Genomic DNA, 22,742 nt, shown 5'->3' with positions numbered 1-22,742 from the left:
ACGAAGGAGGACTGAACATGCAAGGCGAATTGTTAAGGGAAGGCCAATCGCGGTCTCCCCGGGAAGACCAGCGGTCTCCCAAGGAACGGCTGAGGCCGGAACGGTTAAGGACCGATTGCCCTGTCTTATTGTCGGAACGGCTCGTCATGCGCGCGCCGCACGAAGAAGACATCGACGCCCTTGCCCATCTTGCCAACAACGCCAAAGTCGCCACCATGGTGTCGCGTATGCCGCACCCGTACACGGCCAATGATGCCGCCGACTTCGTGCGTCGCACGAAAAACGGCGAGATCGGCAAGTGCGTCTATGCGATTACCAAAGCGGAGAACGGCGCATTTGTGGGTTGCTGCGGGGTCGAACCGCATCTCGACGGGCGGACTGTCGAGATTGGTTACTGGCTTGGAGAACCTTACTGGAATCAAGGCTTTATGACCGAGGCATGCCACGCTCTGGTCGATATGGTCTTCCGTACAAGGCAGGATGTCGATCAGATCGATGCCCGTTGCCGGGTCATGAACGTCGCTTCGCGGCGGGTCATCCAGAAGTGCGGTTTCCAGTTCCAGGGATCGGGGCTGGCGGCATCACTGGCGCTCGGCAGCAACGTGCCGGTCGAGTGGTACAGGCTCGATCGCAAGACCTGGATGTCGTTGAGAAGCTGGGGGAGCGTCTTATGAACGCGATCAGTCTTCGAAGATCCAGGAGCCAGTCGATGACGCCCGGTTCGCTGTCGGTCATCACAACGGATCGGCTGGTGCTGCGCCCGCACAGGCTGAGTGACGCGGATGCGATTGCAGACACGTTGTCCGATTTCGCCGTCACCCGGATGCTCGCGCGCGTTCCTGCTCCCTACGACAGGCAGGACGCGCTCGACTGGCTGGTGCCGGTGACGGCCGGAAGCATGCCCGATTGGCAGTTTGCCATCACGGCCGGCGACGATGCTCATATCGGCGTCGTCTCGGTCGAGCTTCGCCATGGACTTTGGCACCTTGGCTATTGGCTGAACCGCTACTACTGGCGGCGGGGCTACATGAGCGAGGCGGTATCGGCTGTGTTGGGGCGCTTTTCGCGCCGAATGCCTGAGATAGCGGTCCATTCCGGTGTCTTCGCCGACAACCCGGCGTCGCTGAAGCTGCAGGAAAAGCTTGGCTTCCGGATGACCGGTTGCAGCGAAATCTACAGCTTCGCGCGCAACACTATGGTGACGCATGTCGAGACGATGCTGAAGCCAGGTGCCCTGCAACAGGCCAGGATCGCTTGAGATGAAAAGGAGGCGTCCCGATACATCAGGACGCCTCGACCCCTATGCCTCGATCTCGACCCAGACGGGAAAGTGATCGGAGCCGACCGAATTCGTATCGATCTTTGCCGATTTCAGGCGGCCAGCAACGCCGCAGCTGACAAAGCAGTAATCAAGATGCATGCGTTTGCCGTGATCCTTGGGATCCATCCAGCTATAGCTGCCGGGCGTGTAGGGCTTCAGCGCCGCAAGTGCGTCGATGGGCGTGCCAATGCGCGGGACGCGGCCGTAATAGCCGTCGGTGGCGCCAGCGAAAATGCAATATTCCGGCGATTCCGGCGTCATGTTGAAGTCTCCCATGACGATATAGTCCTCGGGCAGCGGCGGATCGCTAATATCGAATTCTGCGGAACCCGTGAGCGACCCGCCCTCGGTAACAAAGGCATTGATGCGCTCGTTCAGGTGGGAACGCTGCCGGGCGCGCTCGTCGATGGAGACATGATCGAGATGCACCGAGTAAACACGCAGCGCGCCGGCAGGCGTCCCGATAACGGCCTCAGTCGCCCCGCGCTGGAGATTAATCTTGGAGATCGTTCGGCTGCGCGGCAGAAGCAGTGTTCGGGTCGACAGGATCGGCCAGCGCGAGAGCACCATGTTTCCGAACTGGAAACGGGTTCCGCGCGGCGGCCAACCGTCGGAAGCCTCCTCGACATGCAGATCACATGCAGGTCCATAGGCCCAGAAATGGTTGGGAAAAAGCGCGGCAAGGTCCGCAACCATGTCGGCATAGTCGTTGCGAACGAAGCCCCGGGTCACCTCCTGGAGCGCGATGATGTCGCCGCCCTCGAGGCTCGCAGCGATTCGGTCGAGGTCGTAGATGCCATCAAGACCGAAGCCGTACTGTATGTTATAGCTCGCAAACTTCACGATAACCCTTTGACCTCCGATTGAACCGCCTATATCGAAAGCGGCAAGAGGGGCGATGAGCTGCCACTGGACAATGGAAGTAAAATGAAATTTCTCGACGAAGCAAAGGTCTATATCAAGTCCGGAGACGGCGGCGGGGGCAGTGTCTCCTTCCGGCGCGAGAAGTTCATCGAGTTCGGCGGCCCCGACGGCGGAGACGGCGGACGCGGCGGCGATGTGTGGGTCGAGGCGGTCAATGGTCTCAACACGCTGATCGACTTCCGCTACCAGCAGCACTTCAAGGCTAAAATCGGCACGCACGGTATGGGTAGAAACCGCACCGGCGCCAACGGCGATGATGTCACACTCAAGGTTCCGGTCGGCACGCAGGTTCTCGAAGAGGACCAGGAAACATTGATCTGCGACCTGACGAGAGAGGGGCAACGGTTCCGGATCGCGACGGGCGGCAATGGCGGTTTCGGCAACGCGCATTTCAAGTCGTCGGTCAACCAGGCGCCGGATTGGGCAAATCCGGGTCTGCCCGGCGAAGAAAAGACGGTCTGGCTGCATCTGAAGCTGATTGCTGATGCCGGCCTCGTCGGTTTGCCAAATGCCGGTAAGTCGACCTTTCTTGCAGCTGTAACGCGTGCCCGACCGAAGATCGCCAACTATCCCTTCACGACGCTTCACCCAAACCTCGGCGTGGCCACCATCGACGGGCAGGAGTTTATTCTCGCTGATATTCCCGGGTTGATCGAAGGCGCGCATGAAGGCGTGGGCATTGGCGATCGCTTCCTTGGACACGTCGAGCGCACGCGCGTGCTGCTGCATCTCGTGTCTGCGCAGGAGGAAAAAGTCGGCAAGGCTTATACGACGGTCAAGACGGAGCTCGAAGCCTATGGCAACGACCTGACCGACAAAGCCGAGATCGTTGCGCTTTCGCAGATCGACGTACTGGACGATGCAACACTGAAGAAGAAAACGAAGGAACTTGCCAAGGCTTGCGGCAGGACACCGTTCCAGATTTCGGCGGCGACTGGCAAGGGCATGACCGAAGTGTTGCGTGCCCTGCGGGATATCATCGTCGAGGCGAATGCCGGTGCGGCGGAAAAGCTTGCCAAGGCACCAAAGCTTCGCCACCGCGACATGGTGTCGGATGACGAAGGCGAGGCGAATGACGACGCGTAAGTCGCTTCAGCGCTATCGGCGCGTCGTCATCAAGATTGGCTCGGCTCTCCTCGTCGATCGCAAGACGGGTCTGAAGAAGGCATGGCTGGACGCGATGTGCCGCGATATTGCGGCGCTGAAAGCCAAGGGCGTTGACATCCTCGTCGTTTCCTCGGGCGCGATCGCGCTCGGCCGGTCGGTCCTCGACCTGCCTTCGGGCGCGCTGAAGCTGGAGGAAAGCCAGGCGTCGGCGGCCGTCGGCCAGATCGCCCTGGCGCGTGCCTGGTCAGAAAGCCTGTCGAGGGACGAGATTGTTGCCGGCCAAATTCTCCTGACGCTCGGCGACACCGAAGAGCGCCGCCGCTATCTGAACGCGCGCGCCACCATCAATCAGCTTTTAAAGATCGGTGCCGTGCCGATCATCAACGAGAACGACACCGTTGCCACCAGCGAAATTCGCTACGGTGACAATGATCGTCTGGCTGCGCGTGTCGCGACGATGACCGGCGCCGATCTCTTGATTCTGCTATCCGACATCGATGGTCTCTATACGGCGCCGCCGCATCTCGATCCCCAGGCGGAGTTTCTCGCCACGATCGCTGAGATCACGCCTGAGATCGAAGCCATGGCGGGTGGCGCAGCGTCCGAGCTGTCGCGTGGCGGCATGCGCACCAAGATCGATGCCGGCAAAATCGCCACGACGGCCGGCTGCGCAATGATCATTGCCTCCGGTAAAACGGACAGTCCGCTCTCTGCAATCGAGAGTGGGGCGCGTTCCTCATGGTTTGCGCCGTCAGGCACGCCCGTCACAGCGAGAAAGACCTGGATTGCGGGCCAGCTGCAGCCGGCGGGTGAACTTCACGTCGACGAGGGCGCCGTTGCTGCGCTCGGTGCCGGCAAGAGCTTGCTTCCCGCAGGCGTGCGCAAGGTTGTCGGGCTGTTCAGCCGCGGCGATACGGTGGCGATCGTCGGCCCCCACGGCCGCGAGATCGCCCGAGGGCTTGTCGGCTACGATGCCGAAGAGGCGCGGCAGATCACCGGCCGCAAGTCTGCGGAGATCGAGGCGATTCTCGGATACGCGGGACGCGCGGCGATGATCCATCGCGACGACATGGTGATGACCTCGCAGATCAAATCAAAATCAGAAAGGCAGAAGAAGGACGCAAGCTATGCTTGATACCGTTGCGCAGAGCCCTGACATTGACGTGCTGATGAACGACATCGGCCGCAAGGCAAAGGCCGCGGCGCGACCGTTGGGCTTTGCATCCACCGAGGCGAAGAACAGGGCGTTGAGTGCCATGGCAGATGCGATCCTCGCCGGCAACGATCACATCCTCTCGGAGAATGCCAAGGATCTTAAGGACGTCGCCGGCACTGATATGCTCGAGTCCTTCGTCGATCGTTTGACTTTGACCGAAAAGCGTATCGCCGACATGGCCGAGGGTATCCGCGCGATTGCCGCCCTCAAGGATCCGGTCGGCGAGGTGGTCGCAGCCTGGGAGCGGCCGAATGGCTTGAAGATCGAGCGCGTTCGCACACCGCTCGGCGTCATCGGGGTGATTTTCGAGAGCCGTCCGAACGTGACGGCGGATGCGGGTGCGCTTTGCCTGAAAGCCGGCAATGCGGTCGTTCTGCGTTGTGGTTCGGACTCTCGGCGTTCTTCGCAGGCGATCCATGCCTGCCTCGTACAGGGCTTGAAGGCCGCCGGACTTCCAGACCATGCCATTCAGCTCGTGCCGGTGACCGACAGGGCCGCCGTCGGCGCGATGCTGCGCGGACTGGATGGTGCAATCGACGTTATCGTTCCGCGTGGCGGCAAGAGTCTTGTGGCGCGCGTTCAGAATGAGGCCCGAGTGCCCGTCTTCGCGCACCTCGAGGGGCTTTGCCATATTTATGTGGACGCGTCCGCCGATCTCCGTATGGCGAAGGAGATCGTCGTCAATGCGAAGATGCGGCGCACGGGTATCTGCGGTGCAGTGGAGACGATTCTCGTCGATAGTGCTGCAGCCGATACACATCTTCGTCCGCTGCTGGAAGCCGTGGCGGGAGCCGGTTGCGAGATCCGCGGTTCGGCCGCCGTTGTTCAGGCAATGCCTGGCGTGAAGCCCGCCACGGAGGAAGACTGGTCGACAGAGTATCTGGATGCCATCGTTTCGGTCGCCGTCGTCGACGGCATTTCCGGCGCGATCCAGCATATCCAGACCTACTCCTCCAACCACACCGAGGCCGTGATTGCCGAGGATCCAACCGTGGTGGAGAGGTTCTTCACCGAGGTTGATTCGGCGATCCTGCTGCACAATGCATCGACGCAATTTGCCGATGGCGGTGAGTTCGGAATGGGTGCCGAGATCGGCATCGCGACCGGCAAGATGCACGCTCGCGGCCCTGTGGGCGTCGAGCAGCTGACATCCTTCAAATACCGCGTGCACGGCACCGGACAGACCCGGCCCTGACGTGATCAACGACGAAATCGACCGGCGTTGCTTTCGCATGCCGCATAGCGAGCGGGGCATGGTGGTCGGTCTTTTCGGCGGTTCGTTCAATCCGCCGCATGAGGGACACGCGCTGGTCGCCGAAATCGCAATCAAGCGTCTCGGCCTCGACCAGTTGTGGTGGATGGTCACTCCCGGCAATCCGCTGAAGGATCGGCGGCATCTGCTGCCGCTTGCCGAACGCATCGTTTTGAGCGAGCGGCTTGCCCGACATCCCTCGATCAAGATCACGGCGTTCGAGCGTGATTTCGCGACGAGCTTCACGGCGAACACGTTGGCGCGCGTCAAAGCGCGCAACCCGCATGTCCATTTCATCTGGATCATGGGGGCGGACAGCCTGAAGACTTTCCATCTGTGGCAACGCTGGCAGGACATCGTCAACACATTTCCGATTGCCGTTATCGACCGGCCGGGCTCCACGCTGTCGTTTCTGTCGTCGAAGATGGCGAGGACATTTGATTTCGCTCGCATCGATGAGGACGATTCCCGCGCGCTCTGGAAGCGGCGGGCACCAGCCTGGACGTTCATACACGGTCCTCGATCCGGCCTCAGCTCGACCGCCATCCGCGCCACGAACGGTGCCTTGAAATAAGTTCGATTTTCCGTGAGAGCGCAAATGAAAAGCCCGACGGGGGAGGAGATCCGTCGGGCTTCATAAACTTGATCGACAACTGGGAGGAGGAGTGTTGCCGATCCATATCCAACGGCTTTGGGAGGAGGAGATCGCCGTTCGATGAAAGTGTTGTACCATAGTCCTCGGATTTTTGAAGCGAGTCCATTGCATTGCAGCAATGCGTCATGAGCATAGCTGTAGCTGGAAACCGTTTCCAGTTTGCTCATTTCTTTTGCATTCTCAACGATTTCTGCCGAAGCATCACGATCTCTGCAAGCTTTCCCCTAGAATTTTAGGGTCGCTTTCGCGTTTTCAAGGAGTAGCATTGCTCAGCCATGCACATCACGAATGCGTGAAGTCGGGGGTTGGCGAGCGACCAGATGGTTATGCTCACGAAAATATAACGCTGGCCAAGTCGCTGGCAACGTTATATTTCTCCGGATATTTCGAAGATTCGGGGAGAGATCATGCGCAGTCGCCGCCAATGGATCAAATTTGCCGCCGCTGCCATTTCGGCAGTCTTCACGGGTGTTGCCGCAACGCCTGCCGCAGCTGCGGAAAAGGTCACTGTTTTTGCGGCGGCCAGCCTGAAGAACGCGCTCGATGAAGCGAACGCCGCGTGGGCAAAGGACGGCGGTAAGGAAGCCGTTGCCTCCTATGCTGCGAGCTCGGCGCTTGCAAAGCAGATCGAAGGCGGCGCGCCTGCCGACATCTTCATCTCCGCCGACCTGGACTGGATGGACTATCTTGCGAAGAAGAGCCTGATCAGGGTCGACGGCCGGTCAAATCTGTTGGGTAACCGGATCGTACTTGTCGCAACCAAGGATCACGCCAAGCCGGTCGAGATCAAAAAGGGTTTTGACCTCGCTGCTCTGCTCGGTGACGGCAAACTCGCGATGGGCGAGGTGAAGTCTGTGCCGGCCGGCAAGTATGGCAAGGCTGCACTCGAAGCGCTTGGCGTGTGGCCCTCGGTTGCGGCCAAGGTCGCCGGTGCCGAGAGCGTTCGTGCCGCGCTCGCCCTGGTATCGCGCGGCGAGGCGCCTTATGGCATCGTGTACCAGACCGACGCCGCCGCCGATACGGGCGTTGCTGTCGTCGGCACGTTCCCGGCGGACTCGCATCCGCCGATCGTTTATCCAATTGCCATTCTCTCCGAGAGCAAGAACCCGGATGCTAGGGCTTACCTGGAATTCCTGAAATCGGAAAAGGCGGCTCATTTTTTTACCGAGCAAGGCTTCACCATCTTGAAATGATTGCGAATTTTCGCATGAAGACATAGCGTGAGAAGGCCCGTCCGACAGGGCCTCCTATTTTTGGAGAAAACAGCTTGGATGCGCTCGGCCTGAGCAATGATGAATGGACGGCGATCTTGCTCAGCCTGCGCGTGTCAGTGGTGGCGATGCTGGCGAGTCTCCCGTTTGGCATCGGGGTCGCCCTTCTGCTCGCGCGCGGGCGGTTTTGGGGTAAGTCGGTTCTCAATGGTGTCGTTCACCTGCCGCTGATCCTGCCCCCTGTCGTCACGGGCTTCATTTTACTGATCCTCTTCGGGCGGCGCGGGCCGATCGGCAGTTTTCTCGATCAGTATTTCGGCATCGTATTATCTTTCCGCTGGACAGGTGCAGCACTTGCCTGCGCGGTCATGGCCTTTCCCTTGATGGTGCGCAGCATCCGGCTTTCGATCGAAGCGGTCGATCGAAAATTGGAGGAGGCAGCCGGCACGCTGGGAGCCAGTCCAATCTGGGTCTTTCTGACGATCACGCTACCCCTGACGCTCCCTGGGATCATTGCCGGCATGGTTCTTTCCTTTGCCAAAGCGATGGGAGAGTTCGGGGCGACGATTACGTTCGTCTCCAACATTCCGGGCGAGACGCAGACGCTTTCGTCCGCGATCTATTCCTTTACGCAGGTGCCGGGCGGTGATGCCGGCGCTTTGCGATTGACCCTCGTCGCCATCGCCATCTCGATGGTCGCGTTGCTTGCCTCGGAATTCCTCTCCCGCATCGCCGGTCGGAGGATCGATCCGGAATGACGCTCGTCGTGAAAGCAAAGCAGCGGCTTGGTGCCTTCGCGCTTGATGCCGCCTTTACGTCGGAGTGCGGTATCACAGCGCTTTTCGGTCGTTCCGGTTCCGGCAAGACGTCTATGATCCGTATCATTGCCGGTTTGGCGCGGCCCGACGATGGACAGGTGATCCTCGACGGCGAGGTCGTCACGGATACCGACCGGCGAATCTTTGTTGCGAAGCATCGCCGCAGGTTCGGTTATGTCTTCCAGGAGGCGCGGCTGTTTCCGCACCTCAGCGTCCGTCACAACCTGTCCTATGGTCGGTGGTTTGCCAAAGCCGCCGGTCCGGCGGAGAGCCTGGATCGAATTGTTGCATTGCTCGGCATCGAAAACTTGCTCGAGCGCAGGCCGGAAAAGCTCTCCGGTGGCGAGAAGCAACGCGTGGCAATTGGCCGGGCGCTGCTCTCTGCTCCGCGTCTGCTATTGATGGACGAGCCGCTGGCGGCTTTGGATGATGCCCGAAAGGCCGAGGTCATGCCCTATCTCGAGCGGCTGCGCGACGAGATGGATATTCCGATCGTCTATGTCAGCCATTCGATCACCGAGGTAGCGCGCCTCGCCAATCAGGTCGTGGTCATGCAGGATGGCAAGGTGGAGGCGGTCGGTTCAGCCTTGGATGTGCTGAGCCATCCGCCCGCCTCGTTCGAACGGCGTGACACTGGTGCTCTCCTCGAAGGTAAAGTGGAAAGCGTCGACGCACAGCATCGCATTGCGACGATTGCCTTAAAATCGGCCCGGCTTCGTGTCCCGGGAGCGATGCTCACACCTGGCAAGGCCGTTCGCGTCCGGATCCCCTCCCGTGATGTCATGCTCGCGATGAGAGAGCCCGAGGCACTAAGCGCGTTGAACATTCTGAAGGGCACTGTTCAGAACATGACGCAGGCTGATGACGCGACGGTCGATGTTCTGATGGATTGTGGCGGGGATATCATTCTTTCCCGGATTACAAGCTTTTCGGCAGAGCGGCTGGGCGTGTGCATCGGGGCGCCGGTCTTCGCCGTCATAAAGACTGTCGCCCTGGAACAATGATCAGCGACTACTGTTGGCCTCCAGCCATGCCAGATCCTCCGCAAGCGTGGACTTCATCATCCGCTCCATCTTTCGAAAGCGGGCAAGGAGTTCATCGCCAAACGGCGTCAGAGCCGCACCCCCTCCCTTCTGCCCACCGCGCTGGGATTCGACTACGGGGTCCCGGAACATCCTGTTCATGTCGCTGACAAGCAACCAGGCGCGACGATAGGACATGTCCATCGCTCTGCCGGCGGCGGAAATCGATCCCGTGTCCCTGATATGTTCGAGCAGCTCCATCTTGCCGCGCCCAAGCCTGTCTTGATGGGGAAAGCTGATGCGGAGAATCGGAGTGAGTGTGTCTGCGGCGGGGCTTTTCATCGGACGGGTCTTTTGTAGTCGGAAACGGAACTTACTTTACGTGCGGTCATAGGGGCTGTACACAGCCGGCGACATGCAGTCCTCCATTCAACAAAGGTTTGTTACTAAGACGGACATTCACGCTTTGTGATTGTGCGCGTCTTGAAACGTTAATGGTTTGGTGCCTATCTTAACTATGATTTGGTCACCAAATCAGTGATGTGCATGTTTTGTCATTCCGAGAAAGGGAAAGCGCTGACAACAGTACACGCCAAGGGAAAAACGCTTGCCGTTGTCCCAAAGAGCCCGGAACGTGGCGCCGATGCTGCCGCCCGCGCCCTGCACGCCGTCCTCACAAGCCTCGAGGACTCTAAGGCTGAAGATATCGTCACCATCGACATCGCTGGAAAATCGGCACTGGGGGACTTCATGGTCGTCGTCTCCGGGCGCTCGAACAGGCATGTCATGGCGATCTCTGACCACCTGCTGACTGATCTCAAAGACGAGGGCCTTGGAAGCGCCCGTGTCGAAGGTCAGGAAGGCGGCGATTGGATCCTGATCGACACCGGCGATGTCATCGTCCATGTCTTCCGTCCTGAGATACGCGAGTTCTACAACATCGAAAAGATGTGGGCCGCGCCTGATATGGACGAGGAAACGGTGCACTAACAGGCTGCCTGGACGCTGCGTCCGGCGCCTGATAGACGGCATTTCATTGGCCGGATGATCGAACCCGGCCAGCGGCACGTGTGTGTCGCCTTATGCCGAACTGCGGGAGCGGATGATGCGTGTTGGTCTTTTTGCAGTGGGGCGGCTGAAGTCCGGCCCGGAGAAAGATCTTGCGGCCCGCTATTTCGATCGCTTTGCCAAGGCCGGCCCCGCGGTTGGCCTCGAATTCTCCCGCGTGGCCGAAGTTGCCGAAAGTCGTGCCTCGAATGCCGATACCCGCAAGCGTGACGAAGCGGCGATGCTGCAAAAGTCGCTGGCCGATGGGAGCGTTCTCATTCTGTTGGACGAGCGGGGCAAGGCATTGGATAGCGAAGGATTTGCCAGCCTCCTTGGAAACTATCGCGATCAGGGAAAGCGCGACCTGACGATTGCTATCGGCGGTGCCGACGGTCTCGATCCGTCGCTATACGACCTTGCCGATGCCACCCTTTGTCTCGGCAAGATGACCTGGCCGCATCAGTTGGTTCGCACGCTGATTGCAGAACAGTTGTACCGAGCCGTTACGATCCTTTCGGGCCATCCATATCATCGCCCCTAGCCGGTGCGGTATGCGCGCATCATCAATCGATCTGGCAAAGCATGCCAAATCAGCTTAATCTCCGCGCGATTTTAAAGGATCTCGCAGCTCGTATGCCGACACGTGCGTTCAAGCAAAAATACGTCATTCTGTCGGCCTTGGCCGCAGGCTTGAGCGTCTCTGTGACGGCAATTGCGAACCGACCCTTCGCCGTCAGCGCCTTCGCGCAGGACGCGTCGAGAGATACCGGACCGCCGGCCTCGACAGCATCCGGGGCGGCTGCTGCGACGACGACCGTGGTGGCACAACCGCCCGCCGATCCGGCGGCCGACCTGGCGAAGAAACGGGACGAGACAAGGGCTCAGCTTGAAGCCTTGTCGAAGACGATTGGCCTCTCGTCCGATAAGGTTGCCGAGCTTCAGAAGAGCATCGCCGATTTGGACAAGAGCACCAGCAGTGTTCGTCAGGCGCTGATCGATTCGGCGACGCGGCGTAAGTCGCTCGAGAAACAGATCCTGGAGAGCGAAAAGAAGCTTGCCAATCTGGGCGTAAAAGAAGATGCGGTTCGGGGGTCGCTGCATGAACGGCGCGGCTTGCTGGCCGAGGTGCTGGGTGCCTTGCAGCGCATGGGGCGTAATCCGCCGCCGGCGCTACTTGTCACGCCTGATGACGCGCTTGCCTCGGTACGGAGCGCAATCCTGCTTGGCGCGGTGGTTCCCGGCATCCGGAAGGAGACCGACAAGCTCGCCGCCGATCTCGCCAACCTTTCTTCGTTGCAGGCTGCAAGCGCTGCCGAGAAGTCCAGCCTCACCGCAACGATGACGAACAGCATCGAGGAGGAGCGCCGCATGGACCTGCTTCTCGCCGAGAACGAAAAGCTGAGCCGCAGCAGCGCCGCGCAACTGGATGCGGAGAGGAAACGCTCGGAAGATCTTGCCAGCAAGGCGACAAGCCTGGAGGGTCTGGTCGCATCGATGGAAACCGAGATCGCATCGGTTCGCGAAGCCGCCGCTGCAGCCCGCCAGGCCGAGGAGAACCGCAAGCTCTTGACCGACGAGCAGCGCGCCCAAGCCAAGGCGCTCGCAGAGAGCGGTGTGCCTGATAAAAACCGCATTGCGCCCGCATATCCCTTCGGAGAATTGAAGGCGAAGCTGGAATTGCCTGTGGCAGGCGATATCCTCCGCCAGTTCGGCGATGCCGACGGAACCGGCCATGAGGCGATGGGAATGACGCTTGCCACCAATCCGGAAACGGTGGTCACCGCTCCCGCTGACGGGCTTGTTGTCTATGCGGGCGCATTCCGCAGCTACGGCCAAATGATCATCCTCGACACCGGCGACGGCTACCACCTCGTCCTCTCCGGAATGGAGACGATCAGCACGCGCCAGGGCAAGTTCGTTTTCTCCGGCGAGCCGCTTGCTGCCATGGGCGCAAAAAGAGTGGCGAGCGCAACAGCATTGGCGCTGGAAACCAACCGTCCAACGCTTTACATTGAATTTCGAAAAGATGGAAAACCGGTCGATTCCCGGCCTTGGTGGACCGCTAAAGACACTGGAAAGGCACGCAATGATTCGTAGGGCTTCTCTTGTTCTGGTCGGCGCATTGATGGGTGCGACCGCGATGAGCGTTATCTATTCGGCGGGTGTTCCTGCGGAAGCGGCTGGAGCCTCCACTTACAAGGAGCTTTCCGTTTTTGGTGACGTCTTTGAGCGCGTGCGCGCGCAGTATGTGACACCGCCGGCCGAGGACAAGCTCATCGAAAATGCCATCAACGGCATGCTTTCATCGCTGGATCCGCATTCGAGCTACATGAATGCCAAGGATGCAGCCGATATGCAGACCCAGACGAAGGGCGAATTCGGCGGCCTCGGCATCGAGGTCACTATGGAAGACGAGCTTGTCAAGGTCATCACCCCGATCGACGACACGCCCGCAGCCAAGGCCGGCGTGCTTGCTGGTGATTACATCTCCGAGATCGATGGTCAGTCGGTCCGCGGCCTGAAGCTGGAAGATGCAGTCGAAAAGATGCGTGGCCCGGTCAACACGCCTATCAAGCTCACTCTGATCCGCAAGGGTGCTGATAAACCGATCGAGTTGACGATCGTTCGCGACGTCGTCGCGGTTCAGGCAGTCAAGTCGCGCGTCGAGGACGATGTCGGCTACCTGCGCGTTATCTCGTTTACGGAAAAGACCTACCCCGATCTTGAAAAAGCGATCGAGAAGATCAAGAAGACGGTTCCAGCCGACAAGCTGAAGGGCTACGTCCTCGACCTGCGTCTGAACCCTGGCGGTCTGCTCGATCAGGCAATCCAGGTATCGGATGCGCTGCTGCAGCGTGGCGAAGTGGTTTCCACCCGTGGCCGCAATGCGGACGAGACCCGCCGCTTCAACGCCGGGCCGGGCGACCTGACCGATGGAAAGCCAGTGATCGTGCTTATCAACGGCGGTTCGGCATCTGCTTCGGAAATCGTTGCCGGTGCGTTGCAGGATCTGCGCCGCGCCACCGTTCTCGGTACGCGCTCGTTCGGCAAGGGGTCGGTTCAGACGATCATCCCACTCGGCGAAAACGGAGCGCTGCGACTGACGACGGCGCTGTACTACACGCCATCGGGCCGCTCGATCCAAGGCACAGGCATCACGCCTGATATCAAGGTTGAGGAGCCCCTTCCGGATGACCTCAAGGGCAAGATGGTCACGGAAGGCGAGTCCAGCCTGCGCGGGCACATCAAGGGTAAGAGCGAGACGGACGAGGGCTCCGGTTCCGTTGCCTATGTTCCTCCGGATCCGAAGGACGACGTCCAGCTCAACTACGCACTTGACCTGCTTCGCGGCAAGAAGACTGATCCGTCCTTCCCGCCCAATCCGGACAAGGCCGTCAGCGCCAAGTAATTGCAATTTTAGGCGTCAGGCCGAATGGTGTATCCGGCCTGACGCCTTTTTGCTGTCCTGATTCTGAAGCGGAAAAGAAGTTTGAATACCGATTTGCACGCACCTCTGGGACAGAATCGCAAGGCCAGGCGCCAGCGGCCCGGCATTCTGCGTACGGGTCGTGTTGTGGCCGGGATTTGCCTCGTCCTGATTGGGGCTTCGTCTCTCTATACGGCGTTTCGCGGCGACGGGTTGAAGCGGGAGGCGCCGTCGGCGCAAGACCAGACGGCCGCGCCACCTTCAGACGCCGCTCCGAACCAGGTGCCGCCGCAATCTCCATCCGCTGCTGCTCCCAATGGCGTGGTGTCTTCCAATCCAAGATCGGGTGCGAATGTAGAGCAGATGGTCGCAGGCGACGGATCTGTCGTCACGAAGTACTCTCCGAGACAACGCGACGGCAATGGCCCGGTGTTGGTCGATGCCTCGCAGGTCGGGCAGGATCCACGGATGGCGGCGATACCGAATGACACCCTTCTGGAAGAGACGCAGTTGGGACGGCTGCCGATCGTCGGGCCGGACGGGCGTCGCCCGATGGACCAGTATGCGCGACCATGGTCCGGTGCGCACGGAACACGCATCGCTATCGTCGTCAGTGGCCTCGGACTTAGCCAGACCGGTACACAGCGGGCCATCCAGCAATTGCCGGAGGAGGTCACGTTCGCGTTTGCCGCCAGCGGCAACAGTTTGCAGCGCTGGATGCAGGAAGCGCGCCGCGGTGGCCACGAGATCCTGCTGCAGGTTCCATTCGAGCCTTTTGATTACCCGGCGAACGATCCCGGACCCGACACGCTTCTGACGTCGAAGTCGGTTGCGAAGAATATTGAAAGCCTGCACCGGGCGATGGGCGAGATCACCAATTATACGGGCATCATGAACTATCAGGGTGGCCGCTTCCTTGCCGACCCGAACGCCATGGAGCCGGTCATGCGAGATATCGGAAAGCGCGGGCTGCTGTTTCTTGACGACGGAACCTCGGCCCAGACCAAGACCGCGGTGATCGCAAAGGGGACGGAGATGCCCTATGCCTTTGCCGATGTACAGCTGGACAAGCAGCTTGACGTGAACGCCATCATCGGGAAGCTGGACGAACTTGAACGCGTCGCAAAGCGCAATGGCCAGGCAATCGGCGTTGCCGCCGCCTTTGATGAGAGCATTGATGCCATCGCGCAATGGACGCAGGAAGCCGCCATGCGAGGAATTGAGATTGTCGGTGTTGCCGCGCTGACCAACGATCCCAAAAGGCCTTGAATAGAGAGAGCCGATGAGCAAGCCGATCGCTAAAGCCGAGGACCTTCCGTATCGCCCCTGCGTCGGCGTTATGATCCTCAACCGCCAGGGCCTCGTATGGGCGGGGCGAAGGATTCCGGAAGAGAATTCCGAGTATGATGGATCGCCGCAGCTTTGGCAGATGCCGCAGGGCGGCATGGACAAGGGCGAGGATCCGCTCCAGGCCGCCTACCGCGAACTTTACGAGGAAACAGGGATTCGCACTGTGACGCTGCTCGCGGAAGCCAAGAACTGGATCAACTACGATTTGCCGCCGCAATTGGTCGGCATCGGGCTGAAGGGAAAGTTCCGCGGCCAAACACAGCGCTGGTTCGCGTTCCGTTTCGATGGAGACGAGAGCGAGATCGCGATCAATCCGCCACCTGGGGGCCATGCCGCTGAATTCGATGCCTGGGATTGGAAGCCGATGGAAAGCCTGCCCGGTCTCATCGTGCCCTTCAAACGGGCTGTCTACGAGCAGGTCGTCGATGAGTTCAGGCACCTGGCTGACCTGAGTGCCGCAGAGTGAACGACCGGCGGCCAAGGCTGCCGGTCATTGGCGATCTTATTCGGCCTCGTCGGCGGAGTCGGCGTTGAGCTGGCCGTACTTCGATTCGCCGATCTTGCCGAGCAGATCGAGCTGCGTTTCGAGGAAGTCGATGTGACCTTCCTCGTCGGCCAGAAGCTCCTCGAACAGCTTCATCGAGACATAGTCGCCGGCCTCATGACAGATGTCGCGTGATTTCTTGTAGGCGGTACGCGCATCGTATTCGCCGGCAAGATCGGCTTCCAGAACTTCCTTGACGTTCTGGCCGATGCGAAGCGGTGCAAGGGTCTGGAGGTTGGGATGACCTTCGAGGAAGATGATGCGTGCGACCAGGCGGTCGGCGTGATGCATTTCCTCGATGGATTCCGCCCGTTCCCTCTTGGCAAGCTTGGTATAGCCCCAATCTTCAAGAAGTCGGTAATGGACCCAGTATTGGTTTACGGCGCCGAGTTCGAGAAAGAGGGCCTCGTTAAGCCGCTCGATGACTTTTTTGTCGCCTTTCAATGTCCACTCTCCTGGTTTCTTCATGGAATTTTCTCAGGCGGGACATGAAATCAAATATTTCGTCTTCCGTCGAGTGGTGACGGGCGTGATATTCCTCGGTTGTCTGGATGATAATATCGACCACGTTCGGGAAGCAGCCACAGCAGCGGCCCCGTTTTTCCATGGCGTGGTATACCTTTGCAGGCACGATGAGCTGCCAACAGTCCTGCTCGAGAAGCTCGTTGATGACTTCCCGGATTTCGTGATCAGTTATGTAGTTGCAGCTGCAGACAAGCACGGCGTCATTCCAAACATGACATTCACTATCGTCTTTTCTGCAAAAGAAGACGGCGAGTGTCAAGAAAAAATCGAACCGTGGACTAGACCATTCGTCGCATGTTGCGAAAATGAAAAGGAAGCTCTTCAGGTATGATGCAATCCAGTAGGTCGCAGCTTGATGAGCTGTCCTCAATGAAAATTGCGGCCTTTCGGCATGACTTGAGTTGTTTCTCCAGAAAGGCTGCTTGAAATCAGCCTCTTCTCCATGACTGCCTTTTCAAGTGAGTTTGCGATTTTCCTTTGGCGAGGATCCATTGTCGGATTCAGCGCTTCATCCGAACGATCGCTAACGCCGAATCGACGGGCTTCCTTCTGCAGGATACCAAGCGCATGCGTCATATCCTCGATATGGTCAACGACAGTGTGGATCACGCCGCTCTGGCTCTGAAGCTTGCCATGAATCTTCACGAGCCGTGCTCCCATGACGATCGCGCGGTATCTTTCGAATGCCTTCTTCCAGACAATGGCGTTGGCAACGCCCGTCTCGTCTTCCAATGTCATGAAGATGACGCCCTTGGCCGAGCCCGGTCGCTGACGCACCAAGACCAGGCCGGCGATCGTCACCCTTGTGCCGTTCGGGACGGTGAGAAGATCGACATTCCGAACGACCCCGGCTTTGCGGAATTCATCGCGAAGGAATGAGACGGGGTGGCCCTTCAAGGAGAGCGAGAGATAACGGTAGTCCTCAATGACCTGTTCGCCTGGCAGCATTTCCGGCAGCTGTGTTTCAGGCTCGACCTGCAGGTCGATGTGGCTTACCTGGTCGAACAGAGGGAGCTTTTCGGCAGCACTCTTCGCATCGAGCGCCCGCACAGCCCAGAGTGCCTCCCGCCGCGACAGTCCGATGGATTGAAAGGCATCTGCATCGGCAAGTCGCTCTATATCTGCCTTTTGCAGGCCCGACCGCAGCCAGAGATCGCGGATCGAGGAATAGCCCTTGCCTTTGTTGGCGACCAGCTGCTGCATGTTCGCTTCCGACAGCCCTTTTATCTGCCGAAACCCAAGCCGAACCGCTCGCATTGTCTGGATGACCTCCCGCATGGCGGCATACCGGAAATCAATTGCGCCTTTGTCGAATTCGGCCTCTTCCAGCAGACAATCCCAGTTCGACTCGTTGATATCGACCGGCCTGATCTCAACGCCATGTTCCCGGGCATCCCTGACGAGCTGGGCGGGGGCATAAAAGCCCATCGGCTGCGAATTCAGCATCGCGGCGCAGAAGACGTCGGGATAGTAAGCCTTTACCCAGGACGAGGCGTAGACGAGTAGCGCGAATGAGGCGGCGTGGCTTTCCGGGAAACCGTATTCGCCAAAACCCTTTATCTGATTGAAGCATTGCTGGGCGAAATCGCGCGGGTATTGTTTCTTAACCATGCCCTCAATGAATCGCTTCTCGAAATTGCCGATGGTGCCCGTCCGTTTGAAGGTCGCCATGGCCCGCCTCAGCTGATCGGCTTCGGCCGGCATGAAATCAGCCGCTGTGATCGCGATTTGCATCGCCTGTTCCTGAAAGAGCGGTACGCCAAGCGTTCGCTCCAGGACACTTTCCAACTCCTTGCTTGGATATGCTATTGGGATACCGCGCGCCTTTTCTTCTCTGCGTTTCAGGTATGGGTGGACCATGTCGCCCTGGATGGGGCCGGGCCGAACGATGGCGACCTCGATGACGAGGTCGTAGAATTTTTTGGGCTTCAGGCGCGGTAGCATACTCATCTGCGCCCGGCTCTCGATCTGGAAGACGCCAAGCGTATCGGCCCGGCATATCATCTCGTAGACGGGCTCTTCGTCTTCATGCTTGTCGTTGCCGAGATCGGCAAGCGTCTTCTTGACGTCGTAATGCAGGAGAAGCAGATCGAATGCCCGCTTCAGTGCGGTCAGCATTCCAAGCGCCAGAATGTCGACCTTGAGGATCTTCAGATTGTCGAGGTCATCCTTGTCCCACTCGACCATGTAGCGCCCCGGCATTGCCGTCTTCATGATTGGAACGACTTCATCCAGCCTGTCCCTGGTGATGACGAAGCCTCCGACATGCTGGGTGAGGTGGCGGGGAAAGCCAAGAAGTTCCGATGCGTATTTCAGCACGTTCTTAGTCATGGGGTCGAAAATGTCGAGCCCGGCGGCCTTTGCCTCCCGCTCGGATAGTTTCTCCTCCGACCAACCCCAGACCAGACTGCCAATCGCGGACTGGACGTCCTCCGAAAGGCCAAAGGCTTTCGAGACTTCGCGTCCGGCGGACCGGGTGCGGTAGGTCGTCACCCCTGCCGTCAGGCCGGCATGTTCCTTGCCGTATTTCTCGTAGATATGCTGGATGACCTCTTCGCGCCTCTCGTGTTCAAAATCGACATCGATATCCGGGGGCTCGTCACGATCCATCGACAGAAATCTATCGAAGAGCAGCGTGCTCTTCTCCGGATTGACCTCCGTTATTTCAAGGCAATAGCAAATGACCGAGTTTGCCGCAGAGCCGCGACCCTGGCAGAGGATCTTCTTCTCATGGCGAGCGTGTTGGATGATCCGGTGGACCGTCAGGAAGTATGGTTCATATTGCTTCTGGCGAACGAGGCTCAGTTCGTATTCGATGTTCCGCCGGACTTTCTCCGGTATGCCGCCGGGGAAGCGTTTTGCCGCGCCGGTTTTGGTAAGGCGTTCCAGGGTTTCATAAGGCGTCTCCCCCTCGTCATTCTCGGGGGGATAGTTGTGTTCCAGTTCGTCAAGTGAAAACGAAAGGCTGCCAAAGAACTTTTCCGTGTTGGTTATGGCATGCGAACAGTCTCTGAAGAGCCGCAGGATTTCGTCCCCCTCCTTGAGATAGCGCTCGGCATTCGGCGCGAGATGAAAGCCGGCCTGGGGAATCGGAACGTGTTCCCGGATCGATGTTACGATGTCAGCGAGGGGGCGACGGCTGGCGTCGTGGTAGAGCGGCTGGTTGGTGGCGATCAGCGGGATGCGATTGCGGTCGGCCAGCATGGAGATGGTCGCGAACATGCGCTTGTCGCGGCCGTCGTAGGCGGGGGCGAGCGCCATGTGGAATTTTTTTCGGAAACGCTTTCGGAAGCGTTCCAAGCAGGCTTCGAACGCCGCGTGATTGCCATCATCGGCAATGGACGGATCGGGAACGAGCGCGAGCATCATGTTGTCCCCCCATTCCATCAGATCCGCTTCCGTCAGGATGCACTTTCCCTTTTCGGCTCTTAGGTTGCCAGCGCTCAGCAATCGGCAGAGATGTGCCCAGCCTTTGCGATCCTGCGGATAGGCAAGGATCTCCGGCGTTCCATCCGCGAAGACCAGGCGGACGCCCGGCTGAAAACGGATCGGATCGAGAATGACGTCCTTCTTTTCATGCTCCTCCAGAAGCCCGGCTTTCATTCGCTCGAATTTCTGTTGGATCGCCTTTGACTGGGCATGCGCCCTGACAACGCCTGCAACCGAATTGCGGTCGGCAATGCCAAGTCCTCCAAGCTTCAGAACTGCAGCCTGGACGATCATTTCTTCGGGCTTGGATGCACCCTCCAGAAACGAAAAATTGGTCTTGGCGCCGATCTCGAAGAACGCGGGCATCAGGCAATAACTCCATGCATGTACCAGTTCTGTGTTGCGTCACGCTCATAGTGACCATGCCGATAGATCCAGAAGCGGCGTCCCTGCTCGTCTTCGATACGGAAATAATCCCTATCCCGCGCATCCGACCCATCGAGCCACCATTCCATTGCCAGCCGTTCAGGCCCTTCGCTCTTCAGGACCCGATGCTGCATGCGTCGCCAGCAAAAGCTGGCGGGTGCACCATCGGGGACTTCGACGGCAAAGGCGTCCATTCGTTCCGGCTTGCGCAGCAATCGGATAGGCCGCTCGCTCCTGGCCGGTGGAGGATGTCCTTCCCTGATCTCTGGCGCGGATAGGTGATCGATTACGGGTACGGCAATGACGGCTCTTTCCGGAACGTGGCTTTCCCGCAATTGAAAGGTCTGCAGGCAGTCTTGCCCAAGGCGGGCGGAAACCCGATCCACGAAGGCAGCAAGCGATGCATCCTTTTGTTGGCAAGCTTCGAAGTCGCCTTGCGACGTCACGAAATCTTCGTGGAGGAGCACGTTGAGACGAAGGATTTCGAATCCGTAGCCTGCATCGAAATCATCGTGGATTGCCTGCAGGCGCTCAGCAAAGAGAGCGGCGATACGCTTGGGCTCTCTCAGGGGCTGGGCCGTCCCTGCGGAAATACGGAAAACCTTTCCATCGACGCGGAACAGGACCAGTTCGAAGATACGACCTCCGACGCCACGGGCTTCCAGCGAGGGCTTCAGGGAGACAGCGACCTGACCGGTGAGCGCGAGAATATCGTCTTCGGCTCCGATCGGTTCGATCAGGCGACGTTCGACCGAGAGGCTCGCGACTGGCAGCCGCGGAGATACAGGCTCTTCATCTGTCCCAAGCGCCTGATCGAGCCTCAAGAGCAAGGCTCCTCCGAAGCGGCGGGCAAGCGGGGCGCGTGGTGCGTCCAGCAGGTCGCCCACATATTTGAGCCCCATTTTATTCAGGGCGCCCACGATTTCTTCTTGGAGGCGGAGGGCCGCGACCGGCAAAGAGGCCAGAGCTTGCTCGGCTTCCCCGTGTTCGATGATCCCGCCTGGACCGAAACGGCTGATAGCCCAGGACAATCCCGGCGACGAAGAGACGGCGCCGCGTGCGTCAATCCCCATCTGGAAAAGTCTGGCGAGAATATCCTTGAGAAGTGCCGTCTCGCCGCCGAACAGATGGGCACAGCCGGTGATGTCGAGAAACAGGCCGTCAACCCTGTCGAGCGCGACAAGCGGGGTATAGCGATCACACCAGTCGGCAATCGCTTCCAGGAAGCGTCGGTTGGCGGCCGGGTCGTCCTCAATCACATCGAGCTTGGGGTAGATGGCGCGGGCCTCGGCGACGCCCATACTCTTTCTCAGATTGAGGGCTTCTGCCGCCTCATCCAGCGCCGTCAGCCGCATCGTATTGTTGAGGCGACTGGAACAGACGATTGGCGGCGCCTCAGGACGTCCGCGCGAACGCCAGGAGAGACCCCATTTCTTTCTTGCGATCCGGTCGGTCGGGAGATGCGGAAAATGGAGCGCCAGAATGCGCTGCGCGTTCGTCTGGAAGGCGAGGGTCGGCTGATCGGGAGACGGCAAAAAAACGGCGGTCATGGGGGTTCCACTCCAGCAGAAAGGAGAGGAGAGCCGGATTGCGGCTCTTCTCCAGGGTGAGATGAAAAGCCGGATTGCCGATGCTGCCGCCCAGCATCGTGCCATCCGGCAAGGGGCGCGCCTGTGCCGGCGCGGGTGCTGCAAGGAAGCGGAAACAAGCGCTGCTGGCTTCTTCCTCTCCAGCCTGCCGCAACAGGAAAAGCGGGCGTCTGGATGCCTTTGCCCGCAAACTCAAACGACGGCTCTCCGTCAGGCCGAAGAGCTTCGGGTTGCCCCGGACCTCCAGAATCGTCGCGGCAAAGACGCCGCTTTCGACTGCCGCTTCCGCAAGCCAGAGGGCGTCTTCAAGCTTGCGCGGACTGGCATAGAAGAACAGGTCCGGCTTCAGGCCAAAATCCCGCAGGCCCACGGCGTAGGGCTCTCCCGCCTCCATCGTGGACACCGTGTCGGCAATCCAGAGGACCGGTAGCGAGGCATTTTGGTTGTCTTCGGCCTGACGCTGCAGCGTGGCGGCAAGCGCCAACACAAAGCCGCTGCCGGCACCGGCCTCCCGCAAGAGGTCGGAGCGAACCTCGGTAATTCCATCGAGCGGCAAGCCGCCATCAATCGCCTCGTCGAGCGCGGGGATTTTAAGGGGAAGACGTAAGACACCTTCGTTTTTCGCGGCGAGGCCGCTTTCAGCCAAGGCTTGGCTTTCCGCTGCTGCCAGAGCCGGCGCGGGCTTTCCTTCAAGCTTTGCAATGGTTTCGCGGAGTGCAAAAAGCCGCTCGCGCGCCACGGCCGGCTGTGCCATGACGTTCTCCAACTCTTAAATGTTCCTGTTATGTTCTTATGGATTCCAGAGGCAGATGAAAGAGTCAACAGGCATTTGATGTGAATTTATTCCTGCCATTGATTCCGCTCTCGAAAATCGTGCGC

22 protein-coding genes are annotated in these 22,742 nt (G+C 59.4%); 15 read left to right on the top strand and 7 right to left on the bottom strand.

Annotated features, from left to right (window positions below; genetic code table 11):
- Nucleotides 1-17: 17 nt before the first annotated feature.
- Complete coding sequence (locus tag LPU83_RS58805; RefSeq protein ID WP_007790983.1) at nt 18-674, top strand: GNAT family N-acetyltransferase; 657 nt, start codon at nt 18-20, stop codon at nt 672-674.
- A 35-nt stretch (nt 675-709) separates the two neighbouring features.
- The gene (locus LPU83_RS58800; RefSeq protein ID WP_037070134.1) at nt 710-1,258 is read left to right on the top strand and encodes a GNAT family N-acetyltransferase; all 549 of its coding nucleotides are present in this window, start codon (nt 710-712) and stop codon (nt 1,256-1,258) included.
- A 42-nt stretch (nt 1,259-1,300) separates the two neighbouring features.
- Here the strand turns inward: LPU83_RS58800 and LPU83_RS58795 are convergent, their stop codons facing one another.
- A complete protein-coding gene (locus tag LPU83_RS58795) occupies nt 1,301-2,164 on the bottom strand; it encodes an endonuclease/exonuclease/phosphatase family protein (protein ID WP_024313279.1) in 864 nt (287 codons plus the stop codon).
- Between the two features lie 84 nt (nt 2,165-2,248).
- Here LPU83_RS58795 and obgE point away from each other — a divergent pair, with 84 nt between their 5' ends.
- The 7 genes from obgE (at nt 2,249) to modC (ending at nt 9,508) form a co-directional block, all read left to right on the top strand.
- On the top strand, nt 2,249-3,331 hold the full coding sequence (gene obgE, locus LPU83_RS58790) for a GTPase ObgE (RefSeq protein ID WP_024313280.1): 1,083 nt from the start codon (nt 2,249-2,251) through the stop codon (nt 3,329-3,331).
- The gene (gene proB, locus LPU83_RS58785; protein ID WP_024313281.1) at nt 3,318-4,487 is read left to right on the top strand and encodes a glutamate 5-kinase; all 1,170 of its coding nucleotides are present in this window, start codon (nt 3,318-3,320) and stop codon (nt 4,485-4,487) included. The genes obgE and proB overlap by 14 nt, the downstream gene beginning before the upstream one ends.
- Nucleotides 4,480-5,763, top strand: coding sequence for a glutamate-5-semialdehyde dehydrogenase (locus tag LPU83_RS58780; RefSeq protein WP_024313282.1), 1,284 nt, complete (start codon nt 4,480-4,482; stop codon nt 5,761-5,763). The genes proB and LPU83_RS58780 overlap by 8 nt, the downstream gene beginning before the upstream one ends.
- A 37-nt stretch (nt 5,764-5,800) precedes the next feature.
- Entirely contained in the window at nt 5,801-6,394 is a 594-nt protein-coding gene (locus LPU83_RS58775) for a nicotinate-nucleotide adenylyltransferase (RefSeq protein WP_210363345.1), read from the top strand.
- A gap of 488 nt (nt 6,395-6,882) precedes the next feature.
- Nucleotides 6,883-7,668: a molybdate ABC transporter substrate-binding protein gene (modA, locus tag LPU83_RS58770; RefSeq protein ID WP_024313284.1), complete on the top strand. Its 786-nt coding sequence runs from the start codon at nt 6,883-6,885 to the stop codon at nt 7,666-7,668.
- Nucleotides 7,669-7,742: 74 nt separating this feature from the next.
- The gene (gene modB / locus LPU83_RS58765) at nt 7,743-8,444 is read left to right on the top strand and encodes a molybdate ABC transporter permease subunit (RefSeq protein WP_024313285.1); all 702 of its coding nucleotides are present in this window, start codon (nt 7,743-7,745) and stop codon (nt 8,442-8,444) included.
- Entirely contained in the window at nt 8,441-9,508 is a 1,068-nt protein-coding gene (gene modC / locus LPU83_RS58760) for a molybdenum ABC transporter ATP-binding protein (RefSeq protein WP_024313286.1), read from the top strand. Before modB ends, modC begins: the two co-directional genes overlap by 4 nt.
- Here the strand turns inward: modC and LPU83_RS58755 are convergent, their stop codons facing one another.
- Nucleotides 9,509-9,868, bottom strand: coding sequence for a winged helix-turn-helix domain-containing protein (locus LPU83_RS58755; protein ID WP_024313287.1), 360 nt, complete (start codon nt 9,866-9,868; stop codon nt 9,509-9,511).
- Between the two features lie 204 nt (nt 9,869-10,072).
- Between LPU83_RS58755 and rsfS the strand changes: the two genes are divergently transcribed.
- From rsfS to LPU83_RS58725, 6 genes are all read left to right on the top strand, one after another.
- Nucleotides 10,073-10,516: a ribosome silencing factor gene (gene rsfS, locus LPU83_RS58750; RefSeq protein ID WP_007791018.1), complete on the top strand. Its 444-nt coding sequence runs from the start codon at nt 10,073-10,075 to the stop codon at nt 10,514-10,516.
- Between the two features lie 115 nt (nt 10,517-10,631).
- On the top strand, nt 10,632-11,114 hold the full coding sequence (gene rlmH / locus LPU83_RS58745) for a 23S rRNA (pseudouridine(1915)-N(3))-methyltransferase RlmH (protein ID WP_024313288.1): 483 nt from the start codon (nt 10,632-10,634) through the stop codon (nt 11,112-11,114).
- A gap of 92 nt (nt 11,115-11,206) precedes the next feature.
- A complete protein-coding gene (locus tag LPU83_RS58740; protein WP_024313289.1) occupies nt 11,207-12,670 on the top strand; it encodes a murein hydrolase activator EnvC family protein in 1,464 nt (487 codons plus the stop codon).
- A complete protein-coding gene (locus tag LPU83_RS58735) occupies nt 12,660-13,982 on the top strand; it encodes a S41 family peptidase (protein WP_024313290.1) in 1,323 nt (440 codons plus the stop codon). Before LPU83_RS58740 ends, LPU83_RS58735 begins: the two co-directional genes overlap by 11 nt.
- An 81-nt stretch (nt 13,983-14,063) precedes the next feature.
- Nucleotides 14,064-15,269: a divergent polysaccharide deacetylase family protein gene (locus LPU83_RS58730; protein WP_024313291.1), complete on the top strand. Its 1,206-nt coding sequence runs from the start codon at nt 14,064-14,066 to the stop codon at nt 15,267-15,269.
- Nucleotides 15,270-15,282: 13 nt separating this feature from the next.
- Nucleotides 15,283-15,816, top strand: a complete 534-nt coding sequence (locus tag LPU83_RS58725) for an RNA pyrophosphohydrolase (protein WP_024313292.1) — start codon at nt 15,283-15,285, stop codon at nt 15,814-15,816.
- 36 nt (nt 15,817-15,852) lie between these two features.
- Here the strand turns inward: LPU83_RS58725 and bfr are convergent, their stop codons facing one another.
- From bfr to LPU83_RS74290, 5 genes are read right to left on the bottom strand one after another with little or no spacing between them, the layout of a single operon-like run.
- Nucleotides 15,853-16,338: a bacterioferritin gene (gene bfr, locus LPU83_RS58720; protein ID WP_024313293.1), complete on the bottom strand. Its 486-nt coding sequence runs from the start codon at nt 16,336-16,338 to the stop codon at nt 15,853-15,855.
- Nucleotides 16,304-16,726: a (2Fe-2S)-binding protein gene (locus LPU83_RS74295; protein ID WP_082321269.1), complete on the bottom strand. Its 423-nt coding sequence runs from the start codon at nt 16,724-16,726 to the stop codon at nt 16,304-16,306. The genes bfr and LPU83_RS74295 overlap by 35 nt, the downstream gene beginning before the upstream one ends.
- Before the next feature lie 59 nt (nt 16,727-16,785).
- Nucleotides 16,786-20,214: an error-prone DNA polymerase gene (locus tag LPU83_RS58710; protein WP_029709896.1), complete on the bottom strand. Its 3,429-nt coding sequence runs from the start codon at nt 20,212-20,214 to the stop codon at nt 16,786-16,788.
- On the bottom strand, nt 20,214-21,659 hold the full coding sequence (locus tag LPU83_RS58705) for a Y-family DNA polymerase (RefSeq protein ID WP_225039859.1): 1,446 nt from the start codon (nt 21,657-21,659) through the stop codon (nt 20,214-20,216). The genes LPU83_RS58710 and LPU83_RS58705 overlap by 1 nt, the downstream gene beginning before the upstream one ends.
- Before the next feature lie 10 nt (nt 21,660-21,669).
- A complete protein-coding gene (locus tag LPU83_RS74290) occupies nt 21,670-22,617 on the bottom strand; it encodes an ImuA family protein (RefSeq protein WP_024313297.1) in 948 nt (315 codons plus the stop codon).
- Between the last annotated feature and the right edge of the window lie 125 nt (nt 22,618-22,742).

The sequence above is a fragment of the Rhizobium favelukesii genome (genome assembly GCF_000577275.2).
GTDB classification, from domain to species: Bacteria; Pseudomonadota; Alphaproteobacteria; order Rhizobiales; family Rhizobiaceae; genus Rhizobium; species Rhizobium favelukesii.
The sequence above is the reverse complement of the archived record's forward strand: the minus strand, read 5'-3'. Positions and strand labels throughout refer to the sequence as shown.

Excerpts from the sequence above, each read along its gene's own strand:
- rsfS (WP_007791018.1), top strand. The coding sequence starts at position 10,073 with ATGTTTTGTCATTCCGAGAAAGGGAAAGCGCTGACAACAGTACACGCC.
- LPU83_RS58775 (WP_210363345.1), top strand. The coding sequence starts at position 5,801 with ATGCCGCATAGCGAGCGGGGCATGGTGGTCGGTCTTTTCGGCGGTTCG.
- LPU83_RS58780 (WP_024313282.1), top strand. The coding sequence starts at position 4,480 with ATGCTTGATACCGTTGCGCAGAGCCCTGACATTGACGTGCTGATGAAC.
- LPU83_RS74290 (WP_024313297.1), bottom strand. The coding sequence starts at position 22,617 with ATGGCACAGCCGGCCGTGGCGCGCGAGCGGCTTTTTGCACTCCGCGAA.
- obgE (WP_024313280.1), top strand. The coding sequence starts at position 2,249 with ATGAAATTTCTCGACGAAGCAAAGGTCTATATCAAGTCCGGAGACGGC.
- rlmH (WP_024313288.1), top strand. The coding sequence starts at position 10,632 with ATGCGTGTTGGTCTTTTTGCAGTGGGGCGGCTGAAGTCCGGCCCGGAG.
- LPU83_RS58710 (WP_029709896.1), bottom strand. The coding sequence starts at position 20,214 with ATGCCCGCGTTCTTCGAGATCGGCGCCAAGACCAATTTTTCGTTTCTG.
- LPU83_RS58725 (WP_024313292.1), top strand. The coding sequence starts at position 15,283 with ATGAGCAAGCCGATCGCTAAAGCCGAGGACCTTCCGTATCGCCCCTGC.
- modA (WP_024313284.1), top strand. The coding sequence starts at position 6,883 with ATGCGCAGTCGCCGCCAATGGATCAAATTTGCCGCCGCTGCCATTTCG.
- proB (WP_024313281.1), top strand. The coding sequence starts at position 3,318 with ATGACGACGCGTAAGTCGCTTCAGCGCTATCGGCGCGTCGTCATCAAG.
- LPU83_RS58740 (WP_024313289.1), top strand. The coding sequence starts at position 11,207 with ATGCCGACACGTGCGTTCAAGCAAAAATACGTCATTCTGTCGGCCTTG.
- LPU83_RS58755 (WP_024313287.1), bottom strand. The coding sequence starts at position 9,868 with ATGAAAAGCCCCGCCGCAGACACACTCACTCCGATTCTCCGCATCAGC.
- LPU83_RS58800 (WP_037070134.1), top strand. The coding sequence starts at position 710 with ATGACGCCCGGTTCGCTGTCGGTCATCACAACGGATCGGCTGGTGCTG.
- modC (WP_024313286.1), top strand. The coding sequence starts at position 8,441 with ATGACGCTCGTCGTGAAAGCAAAGCAGCGGCTTGGTGCCTTCGCGCTT.
- LPU83_RS58735 (WP_024313290.1), top strand. The coding sequence starts at position 12,660 with ATGATTCGTAGGGCTTCTCTTGTTCTGGTCGGCGCATTGATGGGTGCG.
- LPU83_RS58805 (WP_007790983.1), top strand. The coding sequence starts at position 18 with ATGCAAGGCGAATTGTTAAGGGAAGGCCAATCGCGGTCTCCCCGGGAA.